This is a genomic window from Acinetobacter sp. UBA6526 (assembly GCF_002434875.1).
GTDB lineage: Bacteria > Pseudomonadota > Gammaproteobacteria > Pseudomonadales > Moraxellaceae > Acinetobacter > Acinetobacter venetianus.
Genome location: NZ_DJLC01000161.1, coordinates 1 through 12,188, shown reverse-complemented (window position 1 = coordinate 12,188; position 12,188 = coordinate 1). Strand labels below are relative to the sequence as shown.

15 protein-coding genes are annotated in these 12,188 nt (G+C 37.9%); 5 read left to right on the top strand and 10 right to left on the bottom strand.

Features of this window, described 5'->3' with window-relative positions; all coding sequences use genetic code 11:
* Both B4237_RS11220 and B4237_RS11215 read left to right on the top strand, forming a co-directional pair.
* Nucleotides 1-303: MotA/TolQ/ExbB proton channel family protein (locus tag B4237_RS11220; RefSeq protein ID WP_286943124.1), on the top strand; the 303-nt coding region annotated here is incomplete at its 5' end.
* Between the two features lies 1 nt (nt 304).
* Nucleotides 305-709 (top strand): ExbD/TolR family protein, encoded by a 405-nt coding sequence (locus B4237_RS11215; protein ID WP_004876726.1) that lies wholly within the window; start codon nt 305-307, stop codon nt 707-709.
* A 52-nt stretch (nt 710-761) separates the two neighbouring features.
* Here B4237_RS11215 and msrA read toward each other — a convergent pair whose 3' ends face one another.
* The 5 genes from msrA to thyA all read right to left on the bottom strand — a co-directional run bounded on the left by msrA (nt 762) and on the right by thyA (nt 4,439).
* Complete coding sequence (msrA, locus tag B4237_RS11210) at nt 762-1,286, bottom strand: peptide-methionine (S)-S-oxide reductase MsrA (protein ID WP_004876728.1); 525 nt, start codon at nt 1,284-1,286, stop codon at nt 762-764.
* A 102-nt stretch (nt 1,287-1,388) separates the two neighbouring features.
* Entirely contained in the window at nt 1,389-1,865 is a 477-nt protein-coding gene (locus B4237_RS11205; RefSeq protein ID WP_004876730.1) for an META domain-containing protein, read from the bottom strand.
* Between the two features lie 126 nt (nt 1,866-1,991).
* Nucleotides 1,992-3,047, bottom strand: coding sequence for a DUF4105 domain-containing protein (locus B4237_RS11200; protein WP_278596117.1), 1,056 nt, complete (start codon nt 3,045-3,047; stop codon nt 1,992-1,994).
* 19 nt (nt 3,048-3,066) lie between these two features.
* Nucleotides 3,067-3,576 carry a dihydrofolate reductase gene (locus tag B4237_RS11195; protein ID WP_286943119.1) on the bottom strand — a complete coding sequence of 170 codons (510 nt, stop codon included), beginning with the start codon at nt 3,574-3,576 and terminating at the stop codon, nt 3,067-3,069.
* A gap of 20 nt (nt 3,577-3,596) precedes the next feature.
* A complete protein-coding gene (gene thyA, locus B4237_RS11190; protein WP_278596119.1) occupies nt 3,597-4,439 on the bottom strand; it encodes a thymidylate synthase in 843 nt (280 codons plus the stop codon).
* Between the two features lie 204 nt (nt 4,440-4,643).
* On the opposite strand from thyA, the gene B4237_RS11185 reads away from it, so the two are divergent.
* On the top strand, nt 4,644-5,420 hold the full coding sequence (locus tag B4237_RS11185) for a YwqG family protein (protein WP_278596120.1): 777 nt from the start codon (nt 4,644-4,646) through the stop codon (nt 5,418-5,420).
* A gap of 58 nt (nt 5,421-5,478) precedes the next feature.
* Here the strand turns inward: B4237_RS11185 and B4237_RS11180 are convergent, their stop codons facing one another.
* From B4237_RS11180 to B4237_RS11170, 3 genes are all read right to left on the bottom strand, one after another.
* On the bottom strand, nt 5,479-6,054 hold the full coding sequence (locus B4237_RS11180) for a xanthine phosphoribosyltransferase (RefSeq protein WP_004876738.1): 576 nt from the start codon (nt 6,052-6,054) through the stop codon (nt 5,479-5,481).
* A gap of 88 nt (nt 6,055-6,142) precedes the next feature.
* Nucleotides 6,143-6,859, bottom strand: coding sequence for a DUF3108 domain-containing protein (locus B4237_RS11175; RefSeq protein WP_004876740.1), 717 nt, complete (start codon nt 6,857-6,859; stop codon nt 6,143-6,145).
* 195 nt (nt 6,860-7,054) lie between these two features.
* Complete coding sequence (locus tag B4237_RS11170; protein ID WP_004876741.1) at nt 7,055-7,732, bottom strand: hypothetical protein; 678 nt, start codon at nt 7,730-7,732, stop codon at nt 7,055-7,057.
* A 242-nt stretch (nt 7,733-7,974) separates the two neighbouring features.
* On the opposite strand from B4237_RS11170, the gene B4237_RS11165 reads away from it, so the two are divergent.
* Nucleotides 7,975-8,859, top strand: a complete 885-nt coding sequence (locus B4237_RS11165; protein ID WP_278596121.1) for an energy transducer TonB — start codon at nt 7,975-7,977, stop codon at nt 8,857-8,859.
* Between the two features lie 286 nt (nt 8,860-9,145).
* Complete coding sequence (fhuE, locus tag B4237_RS11160; protein ID WP_278596122.1) at nt 9,146-11,305, top strand: ferric-rhodotorulic acid/ferric-coprogen receptor FhuE; 2,160 nt, start codon at nt 9,146-9,148, stop codon at nt 11,303-11,305.
* A gap of 83 nt (nt 11,306-11,388) precedes the next feature.
* On the opposite strand, the gene B4237_RS11155 is transcribed toward fhuE, so the two are convergent.
* Complete coding sequence (locus tag B4237_RS11155; RefSeq protein WP_004876744.1) at nt 11,389-11,676, bottom strand: antibiotic biosynthesis monooxygenase family protein; 288 nt, start codon at nt 11,674-11,676, stop codon at nt 11,389-11,391.
* Between the two features lie 10 nt (nt 11,677-11,686).
* Nucleotides 11,687-12,127, bottom strand: a complete 441-nt coding sequence (gene ybeY, locus B4237_RS11150) for an rRNA maturation RNase YbeY (protein WP_286943127.1) — start codon at nt 12,125-12,127, stop codon at nt 11,687-11,689.
* Nucleotides 12,128-12,188: the final 61 nt, after the last annotated feature.

Below are 12,188 nucleotides of genomic sequence, written 5' to 3'. Positions count from 1 at the left end.
TTGTTTGGTACAGTTTGGGGTATTTTCCATGCACTTGTTGCTGTAGGTACGAGTGGTCAGGCAGGTTTAGCTCAAGTTGCAACACCTGTTGGTGAAGCATTGATCATGACGGGTTTAGGTTTGTCTGTTGCGATTCCAGCAGTATTGGCTTACAACATTTGTGTACGTTTCAATCGTGGTTTAGCACATGACTTGCAAGACCAAGCACATAGCTTGTTAATTGATACTATGTTGCAGCAAGAAACAACGGCAAAGACAGAAACTAAAGCAACTCAACAAAGTTTAGTTGGAGGTCAAGCTTAAAATGGGCTTTCAATTGGGTGAAGACCACGACAGTGGCATGAATGAGATGAATCTCATTCCTCTGATCGACATTATGTTGGTATTGATGATTATCTTTTTAGTCACAGCAACGGTTGCTAACCCATCAATTCCATTAAGTTTGCCAAAAACCACTGCTGAAATTGTTGATCCACCACCAAAAGCGATTACGATTAGTATTAATCAAAATGGTGAGGTTGCTTGGGATGCGAAGATTATTAGCTTAGAAGAGCTAGAAAAGCGTTTTCAAGAAGCGGGTCAAGCAGAGAATAAGCCGACTGTGCAATTACGTGCAGATAAAGAATCAAAATATGATACGGTTGCACAAGTGATGTCTCGCGCCAGTGAAGCTGGTTTAAGTGATATTGCTTTTGTTAGTGAAAACTAACATTAAGAAATACAAAGGAAAAGCAACTCGATGCGAGTTGCTTTTTTTATGCTTAATCTGCTTTGAGTAGATCAAGGTATTTAGAGCGCAATTTTGAAAGCTTTGGTGGAATGCTGAAGTTACAGTAACCTTGTGAAGGATTCCGCGCATAAAAGTTTTGGTGATATTCTTCAGCAGGGTAGAAGGTTGGTACAGGGCTAAGTTCCGTTACGATATTGAGCCCTTCATCTTCTAAGCTGTGAATGATTTGCTCAGCTTGTTGCTTTTGTTCTTCATTGAAGTAATAAACAACTGATCGATATTGGGTACCAATATCATTGCCTTGGCGGTTTAGTGTTGTTGGATCATGTGTTGTAAAAAATACATTCAACAGTTGAGTGTAACTAATCTGCTGCTCATCAAAATCAATTAAGACAACCTCAGCATGTTGAGTGGTACCTTGGCAAACTTGTTCATAGGTCGGGTTTTGATTAATGCCACCAGCATAACCGCTTACGACTTTTTCAACGCCTTTAAGTTGTAGAAATACAGCCTCTACACACCAAAAACAACCACCACCAAATAATGCTTGTTGCATAAAACTCCCCAATTTTTAATTTTAAGAATACTAATAAAGTAAACGAAGTCCTAACAAAGTAAAAGCCCGTGTTTGAAACGAGCTTTTACTTTGGTTAAGAAATTAAGGCAAAGGTTGAATGACTGTCACAAAAGTGACTAAAACACGACCTGAAGCATCAAGGAATTTCAGTTCATGACCTTTAAGCTCATAATTTGTCGTACTTGCTAAAGCATTTGCATACTGGCGAGAAAGCGTACTGTTATCATTACCGATACATGCCATCATGGTTGATGCAATTGGCCCTAGACGTAAGATAGAGCCTTGGCTTTCAAAGCTACCACGGATTTGGTTACAACCATCTGCACCAAAGAAACGTTTTTCTTTTGCATCAAATTGAATAGCAGGTCGTTTACCTGAAAGATCATTACTTTTTACTTCAACGCCATTAATCTGTGTTGCAATCCAAGTACGATTGTACAGATCAATACTTTCTTTTTGAGACGCTTGTGGTGAGGTCTGAAGGGAATCGGTTGTCGCACAACCTGTCATGACAACTGCAACCGCTAAAGTACAAGATGTTAATAATGTTTTTAACATAAGATCTAAAATCCAAATTGTTGTGTTTCTATGATTATTATTTAAATAAAAAAGCATGAACACGAGTAGAGCTTTCAGTATCCTTTTGTAAAATTTAAGATGATTTTAATAAAATTAGTTGAAAAGTCACTCAGTTTTTGGCAATCCAACACGAATCGTTTTTGAAAAATATTTACTACTTTGATTGGACTGCTGATCATATTTTTCTGCACGGGGATTGATATGCGCTAAGCGATACCATTCTTTCATACTCACACTTTGATTAAGTGCCTGAAGGTCATATAGATAATTAGGTAAATAACCCGAAGCAAGGAGGCGATAGTCTTTTGGTAGACGTTGAGGATTAATGGCTTGTACCATGTCGAAAACAAGCGTTGTACAGTTACTGGTTAGGGTGTTGTACCATTTCGCTTCTGCTCGTAACTCATCGGCTTGGTGTAAATACTCAATAAATAATGCTTTGCGTTCTGTTGCAGGCATTTTTATTGGAAATAAATAGACTTGTTCATGTCGAATATTGCTACGTGTATAGACGATATCTTTTTCGTCCGATGCAACTAAGCTCAGTTCATACTTTCGGAAAAAGCCACCGATTGCTGAAAACGCTTCACCTTTTTCTTTGCGTATCTCAATAGAAAATACTAATGGTTTTTGATCCGAAAAATCAAAACTGACCAACGTGTGTGCAATTTGTGGTCCCATCCAGTAGGAGGTAATTACATTCACCCCTGTGATTTTATTTAAATCAACAGTACGATCTTCCCAGTGAATGTCATAGCTGCCATCAGCATGCCAGTTAAAATTGCGAACATTATGAAGTATGACTGTATCGCCATGCTTTTCATAACTGAGCTGTTCTGCAACTTCTGGATCCCAGTCTCGATCTTGTCTTGCATCTAAAGAAAAATACCAAATCAACGCAAGAGCAAAAGCACAGCAATAAATAATGATATCTGTACGCCGGCTAATCAGGTGTCCACTGACGTAAACACCAATCAGGCTGAGTGCAAATAAGCTCCAGAGAATAATAGCAACACGGCTGAGAAGAGAACCAAGTGGTTGTTGAATCCATAGAGCAAGACATAGCCAAAAGCTTGAAAGGACCACGAACAAGGTAAATAGACTATGTAAAAGCCCGATACCTAAAGCAATAAAAAACTCTCGTGATCCAATGTTATGCATGATGATGCGCGATCCATTTTTATTTTTGGTAGGTCGCAAACTCAAAGCTTATATTCGATTTTTCATCAATCTGCTGTTCTGAGTTTACTTTCTTGAAATCCTCAGAGATTTGTGGGTAATGTGCATCGCCTTGTACATCTAGATCAACATACGTTAATTCAAGTCGATCTGCAATCGCAAGGGTTTGCGTGAAAATCTCTCCACCACCAATGATAAATAATGACGCTTTCTCTGCGTGTTGTGCATCTGTAAGTGCACCATTCATTGCATCTTCGATTGTATGTGCAACTTTAGCACCATCAAACTGCCATTCGGTGTCACGAGTAATTACCCAATTCACGCGATTCGGCAGAGCACGTCCCATTGATTCGAGAGTTTTACGACCCATGATTACTACGCCACCTTGGGTAATGGCTTTGAAGTGTTTTAAGTCATCAGAGATATGCCACGGCAATGCATTTCCCTTGCCGATACAGCGATTTTTATCCATCGCAACTACGTGAACAACTTCAGTGCCTTGCCATGTCATATGTTTTCTCTCTAATCTACTTAAACTGCAACAGGTGCTTTGATCGCTGGGTGTGATTCATATCCTACGATTTCAATATCTTCAAATTTAAAGTCGAAAATATCAGTGATCTCAGGATTTAGCTTTAACTGACATAGCGGCAATGGTTCACGTGACAATTGCAATTTTGCTTGTTCAAAATGGTTGGCATATAAATGTGTATCGCCACCTGTCCAGACAAAGTCACCAACACCCAAACCACATACTTGCGCAATCATATGTGTAAGTAGGGCATAACTCGCAATATTAAATGGAACACCTAGGAATACATCAGCACTGCGTTGATACAATTGGCATGAGAGTTTATTGTCTTGTACGAAGAATTGGAACAACGTATGGCAAGGCGGTAATGCCACTTTACCTGCTTCATTTGGGTTCCAACCAGAAACGATTAGACGACGTGAATTGGGATTGGTCTTGATTTCATTGACAAGCCATTTGATTTGATCGAAGCCATTTTGTTGATAGCTGCCGTCTTCATTTTGTGTCGCGCCAAAATTACGCCATTGATGGCCATACACAGGTCCAAGTTCGCCTTCAGGGCGACCAAAGCGAGCAGTTTGTTCTGCTGTAGACCATTCATCCCAAATCGTCACTTTATTGTCTTTTAAGTATTGAACATTGGTATCACCTTTAAGAAACCAAAGTAGCTCAATGACGATTGAGCGGAAATGTACTTTTTTTGTGGTAAGTAGTGGGAAGCCGTTAGATAAATCAAAACGCATTTGATGACCAAATACTGAACGTGTTCCTGTACCAGTACGGTCGCCTTTGTCGCCGCCGTTGTCTAGGATATGTTGTAAAAGGTTCAGGTAGGTTTGCATCGTCATGCCTATCATTACGTTTGGTCGAGTTGATTCTAGCAGAATTTATATAACTTATTTAGAGGACGAAGGTCAGTGATTGGAAGGATAATGAACGAATGTGTTTGCGACAGTAATTGTCGTTTGGTTCGCTCCACTTCTTTTTAAGTTTAGTCCATTGTTTTATATTGCATTCTATAAATAATGAGATGGGAAATAGATAACATGAATTTTGCCTTTGAAGCGTTGCCTGAAGTATTGAAGCCTTATAAAGAAAAAATTGAGGCGACTTTAAAACCCACAGTACAAATGAATTTAAAAAGTTGTGACCGGCTTTCATTGTGGCAAAGCAAAGTAGGAGGGCAACCCTACTTACCATTAGATATGGCTTATCCTATTGACTCGAATGGCAATCCACTGGTGTTATTGGCACAGTTTAATTTTACTGAAATTCCGAATTTACCTGATTTCCCAAGTCAGGGCATTTTACAGTTTTATATTGCGACTGATGATTTGTATGGGATGAACTTTGATGACCAGCAACAGCAATCTGGTTTTAGGGTTTTATATTTTGATCAGGTGATTGAAGATATGAAACCGTTAAAACAGGATTTTTCTGATATTCAATTGGATGATGAGGAGTATTTGCTGCCATTCACGGGGCAATATGCAATAGAATTCAGCTTAACGATGCAACCCATCAGCACCGAAGATGAAGGATTTAATATTGGGGATGGATCAGATGAGTTTTATGAAGCTTACAGTGAAAATTTAGCTTCAACAGGCCATCGTTTAGGGGGGTATCCTTATTTTACGCAGAGTGATCCACGCGGTTATAACAAAGCTATTCGAGATTATGTATTGTTATTCCAGCTGGATACGGATGATGCTAAGAATGAGATTATGTGGGGCGATTCGGGAGTAGGAAATTTCTTTATTCATCCAGAGGATTTAAAGAAGCGAGACTTTTCTAAGGTTTTATATAATTGGGATTGTTGTTAATTTTCCATAAAAAAGCGGATGAAATGATCATCCGCTTTTTGAGACTAAACTCAGATTTTTATTCAGTCACAAATGTTACTTTACCATCAGTTAAAGATTTAACACGTGCTAAAGATTCAACGCGGTAACCTTTTTCAAGTAATACATCGCGACCTGGTTGGAACGATTTTTCAATCACAATACCAACACCAACCACTTCAGCTTGAGCTTGATGAATCAAGTCAATTAAGCCTAAAGCAGCTTGACCATTTGCTAAGAAGTCATCAATCACAAGTGCTTTGTCGCTTGAGTTGATATGCTTGTTAGAAATTGCAATCGTACTTTCAGTTTGTTTAGTAAACGAGAACACTTTAGAACGGTAAAGATCATCTTTCAGTGTCAATGACTGATATTTACGAGCAAAAATTACAGGAACACCAAGCTCTAAACCAGCCATAATTGCTGGAGCGATGCCTGAAGCTTCAATTGTAATAATTTTAGTGATCCCTGCATCCTTAAAGCGAGCAGCAAATTCTTTGCCGATCTGTTGCATTAATACAGGGTCAATTTGGTGGTTTAGGAAAGCATCAACTTTCAAAACCTGATCTGATAGAACGATACCTTCATTTAAGATTTTCTGTTCTAAAGCGTACACGGGAGAATCCTCTAATCGGATGCTTGTTTAAGCAAAGGCATATTTTAAAAAGCATCCGAAAAATTGCAAGCCAAAATTGACCAGATGCTTAGTTTGTTTTGCCTGAATAGCCAGTCAATAATAAACCATATGAAGATTTACCATCATTATGTGTCACTTTGACGGGTAAATAATCAAGTTTTGGCGCTAACCAGAAAATTGTATTACGCTCAGGTTTGTCGTGTAAAAGAACAACTTTAATAGTGCTAAATGTCCCATAACTAGTTTTAACGTTCTCAGTGCCTTGTTTGACAAAACGACGCTCGTCTACTGCTTTCGCATCCGCAATAAAATAGCGGGTTTGCAGCGTATTTCCATTTTTCAAATCTTCACGAACTTGTAGCTCTGCATTAAGCTCATCCAAAACACCAGCTTGCCAAGCAAATGAACGTTTCTGATCATCTTTTTGCGTACTAATCGTTTTATTGCTTGGATTGAAGTTGATATTCATCGTGTTGTTGTGAATTAAGATTTTGCTACTACGTGTAAATTTCTGCGAAGTAATTTTGTTATTAGCAAAATTAAATTGGCTGGTTTCTGTTGCCGAGGCAATACCCCCTGCTTTTGCAGCAAACTTGTATGTCCAATTATTTCCTTGCTGAGAAAGCGTACGTGTCGCTGAACCTAGGTTTTTATTATTATAGCTAAATTGGTAGCTCGCTTGGAACGGCGCCATTGCAAATGCATGACTAGATAAACTTGCACATAAAATTACAGCAGAAGTCGCTGTAGTAATACCTAGAGCTTTTGATAAATTCTTTGTCATAACACTATATCCTTTGAACGACCATTCAAATAAATCATTCATTTATCATTACGATTATTAGTTATTATGCCTGTAGATTATGAAGAAAAGATCAGGTTTTTTACTAAGCGCTTGTTAATTTTTCGTATAAATCATGAAGATGATGAGTTGAGTGGCATGAATTGGAAACTTAAAAGCCACTCAAAACTTGGAAAATTATTTTTTGGGATCTTTTTGCTGAATTGGGGTGACAACGGTGTCATCTAGTTCATCATCGTCATACTCGTGATTTGAGGGTGATAAAATAGCCGCAAGGTTGACATTCCCCCAAACGATTAATTCAGCAGGGCGAACTCGGGCACGATTAACATGAACTTTGCTTAAAGTCTCAATAATGCTTGGTTTCTTGCTAAACCAGCGATTGAGATCAAGATAGAGCAATTCATCTTTTACTGTGACAACTTCAAAATGTTCTAGAATTTTGCCTAAAGGGTCTTCATCTTTAAACTTTTGAAAATACCAAATCGCAATATAAAAACCCCATTTTTGAAAAATGTTTTTGAATTCAGCTTCGATGACTTGGGTGTTGCTGATTTGTTCAAAGACCATCAATTGCACATCTTTGTTCATTTCCATCTGAAGAAGTTTTAAATCAACAGATAAAGTGGTGTGTAAACCTTTTACATCAATTGTAGCGTAAAGGCGTAACCAGCCATCATAAAGGTCAGCATGTAGATCTTTGATGATCTCAACTTTCTCAACGACATAGCGTTCCATCGTTGCGTTCACAAAAACTTGTGAAAGCGAAAATTCTCTTTCTTCTTCGATGAATTCTTCTGCTTTTAGGTAAACTTTTCGTAGACGTTTAACAACAGATGAAATTAGCGTTTGCATAAAAGTTGTTCCAGAAAGCGAAGTGTTTTAGATAACGGCGTCACGATCTTTGTATTCACTAAAAATAAAAATAAATTTCTGACTTGCAGTGTAGCAAAATTAATTGCTACATTTTCATAAAATGATGGTATGGACACACTGTAAATATAAGTGGATCACATTTTTGTAATTTTTTGAATATTGGTTTGGTTTTTATACGGTTGCCACCGTTGGGGAAGGGACATTTTTGTCGCTTAAATCGCATGTGGAATAAAATAAATTTTCGTTCTGAACTATCTCCTCATTGGTGGCAAGATCCAATCTTTGTCGGAGCTGTTACGGTTGCAATGCTGCTGCATGGAGCTGTGCTGGCGATTCAGTTTGGTATGCCATCGCCGTCTGATACCTCGACCAAAGAAATTGCAGTCACCGTCCGTACAAGTCAAGACAAAGTGAAAGATGCTGATTTTCTTGCACAAGCCGATCAAAAAGGTTCGGGTGATTTCCGTGAAGCACATCGGATGTCGAGTGATATGCCTTCACCAATGCAAGCCGATGCGACTACAGGTGAGACTGAACTAGAAAGTTTGGAAAAGATACAGCAGAAGCGTGAATTAAAATTTGAAGAAAAAGTTTTAATGACTGTGCTCAGCTGGCAAAAACAGTCAGAAGAAACTGAACGTAAAAAAGCTTTGGATGATTTACAAAGCCAGTTTCAAGCAAAAGCTGCGATGGTCGCAAGTTTAGAAGCGCAGTATTTACAACGTCAGCAAAATTTTAGCCGTAAGCAACGCATTAAGACAGTGGATGGCATTCAGGCTAAACAAGATGCTTCTGCCGCTTATCTTGATAAATTCCGCCAAAAAGTAGAGTTATATGGTAACCGTTATTATCCAGATGAGGCGAAGCAGCAACGACTCTCTGGTGAAGTTCGTTTAATGGTGATTCTAAATGCGCAGGGTGGAATTCGAGCGATTCGCTTAATTGAAAGTTCTGGTCATTCTATTTTAGATGAAGCTGCTAAAGCTTCTGTTCGCCGTGGTGCACCGTTTGGGCATTTTGATAGCAATATGAAAGACATTTCTGAATTGCGAATAATTCGGACATGGCGTTTTGATCCTGTTGATGCTGAGTTTGAAGTACATTAATTTGCTTATTGGAATTTGCTATTGTAAAATTTGAAAATAAAAAACAATAAAAATCATAAGTATAATTTTTAACATTAGTGAAATTAAATTTTAATAATTAAAAAACAATAAATTATTTTTAATGCTATTAACTTGAATTGATAATAAAAATAATTATCATTTGCAATGTATTTTTTGTTCAATCTCCTTTGAAATCTGTACATCCTGCTTTTTAGAATTTTTCTTGTGGGGGAGCGAGGTGTGGTGGCTTTCAAATCTTTTGACCTTGCGATAAGGATCTATCGGCATGCATAAACATTCATTGAGACAAGTATTTAAAACACATCCACTGGTTTTGGCTATGGCTGTACTTTTACCATCATTTGCTTACGCTGAGTCAAGTACAGAAAGCACTGCTCAGTTGCCAACCATTAAAATACAAGCGGAAAGTGAAAATTTAAAACAAGCATATACAGTAGAAAAATCGTCGACTGCATTACCTTTAAATTTGACTTTAAAAGAAATTCCTCAATCTGTTTCGGTTGTAACCCAACAACGTATGCAAGATCAAGGGTTAACAACTTTAGTTGAGGTCGCTGAAAATGTAACGGGTATTACCGTAAACCGTTATGAAACAAATCGTGGTGGTTTGTATTCGCGTGGTTTTGTTGTTGATAACTATATTATTGATGGAATCCCTACAACATATTCCTTACCTTGGTCTTCTGGAGAGATTTTTTCTAGTACGGCAATTTATGATCATATTGAGGTAGTACGTGGAGCAACAGGATTAACGACTGGTGCTGGGAATCCTTCTGCTGCGATAAATATGGCTCGTAAGCGTGCTGCGAGTAAAGAACCTGCTGCAAATATCGAAGTAAGTGGAGGAAGTTGGAATAATTATCGTGTCATGGGGGATATTGCGAATAGTTTGAATGATTCGGGATCACTACGTGGGCGTGCGGTTGCACAATATGAGCAAGGTGACAGTTTTACCGATTTATTGAGTAAAGAGCGTTTAACGCTGTTACTGACAGGAGAGGCTGACTTAACTGAGTCAACTTTACTTTCAGCAGGAGTCAGTTATCAAGAGGATGACCCTCGTGGTCCAATGTGGGGAGGCTTACCTGTTTTCTTTAGTGATGGTTCGCGAACTCATTTATCGAAAAGTGCAACAACAACGCAGGATTGGACACGTTGGAATGTGAAGTACACCAATTGGTTTGCAGATTTAACTCAAAAAATTAATGACGATTGGAGTGTGAAGCTTTCTTATGCTCATGGCAACAGAGAGGCTGAGTCAAAATTATTTTATGTTTCTGGCAATCCTGACAAAACCACAGGCTTAGGTTTATCTGGCTTTGCTGGTTCGTATAAGGTGAATGTCGATCAAGATAATATTACCTTGCAAACAGATGGGGTATTTAATTTGTTTGGTCGAGATCATAAAGCTGTAGTTGGTTATCAATATTCAAATCAAGAGTTTGAAGCATTAGGTCGATCTGGTACAACTGAAGCCGTGGGCAGTATTTATGATTGGAATGCTTCGCTTCCAGAGCCTATTTGGAGTGCATGGACACCTTCAGAAAGTTATACCGTAAAGCAAAATGCGATTTTTGCAGCAACTCAACTATCTTTACTCGATCCGCTAAAGTTAATTATTGGTGGTCGTGTTACAGATTATGAGAAAGATTTAGGTTCAACTGCGAGTAAGATTAAATATGAACACGAATTTATTCCTTATGCTGGATTGATTTATGACATTAATCAGAATTACTCAGCTTATGCTAGCTATACGAGTATTTTCCAGCCGCAAGATCAAAGAGATTTCAATAATAATTATCTTGATCCGATTAAGGGGAATAGTACCGAAATCGGTTTAAAGTCATCTTGGTTTGATAATCGTTTGAATGGCTCTTTAGCTTTATTCGATATTAAACAAGATAACCTCGCACAAGCTGTAGGGCAAATACAAAGACCAAATGGGACTTTAGAAACATATTATAAGGCTGCGAAAGGTGCTGAAAGTAAAGGCTTTGAGCTAGAAGTTAGTGGGCAAGTGACACCAAACTGGAATGTAACCGCTGGTTATAGTCAATATAAAGCAACAGATGTTAATGATGCTGATATTAATACTCAACTTCCTCGTAAATTGATTCAAACTTATACTTCCTATCAACTTCCAGGAAAGTGGAGTGATCTAAGTATTGGTGGAGGGGTAAATTGGCAAAGTGATACTTATGTGATCGCTAGTAATGCACCCGCAGGAGCAAATCCTAGAATTGAGCAAGGTTCATATGCTTTAGTTAATTTGATGGCAAAATATAAAATTAATAAAGATTTTTCCGCGCAATTGAATGTCAATAATGTGTTTGATAAAGGATATTATGGTGTTTTCCCTGCGTATGGACAGATCACCCAAGGTGCACCACGTAATGCAACACTCACTTTACGTTATCAATTTTAAGATCGTGTGAAATAAAAAAACGGCTTAATACAAGCCGTTTTTTTATTAAATTGTGGATAAGTTTGATCTTATTCACAATTAGATTAACTATGATAAGCACGCTCTAATTTACAGATTTCAACGCTAAAGTTTTGGTACCATTTTTCTTTTCCCAAGCGCTGTGCGATTTGATGTTCAGTATCGAGATGCCAACGTTGTATATCATTAAGTTCTTTCCAATAAGAAAGCGCGATTTCAAAACCATTTTCACTACACGCTTCAAACTTTATACAATTGTATTCATTTAAAGCTTTATCTCTTAATTTCTGAGCCATCTCTATGTAATCAGAATCTAATTTTTTGATTTCAGCTTTGAAAATAACGATATACATAGTATTCTTACTAGATCTCATCCGCTTGGTATGGATTTTCAACACCAAGTTTCTTTAAGATTTCGATTTCTAAAGCTTCCATTTCTTCTGCATCAGCTTCACTAGTTTCATGGTCATAACCTAAGAGATGCAAAATACCATGAACCAATAAATGGGTAAAATGATCAGTTGCTTTTTTTTGCTGTTCAATTGCTTCTTGTAAGACAACAGGAATACAAATCACTAAATCACCCAGTGGTTCAGCATCAAGCAGCGATAACATTTCCTCAGGAATATCACTTGGAAAGGATAATACATTGGTTGGTTTATCTTTTTCACGATACTGCAAGTTGAGTTCACGACTTTCAGCAAGATCAACACAAGCAATGCCGATTTCACAATCCACATCGAAACCAACATGGCGTAATGCAGTTTCGATATTTTTTTTGATTTGACCACGCTTGAGTGGCAGTTCAGAGGCTTGGAAGACCTGTTGGAGGCTTTAATTGATTTTCAAACTAGATCCTTAAAAT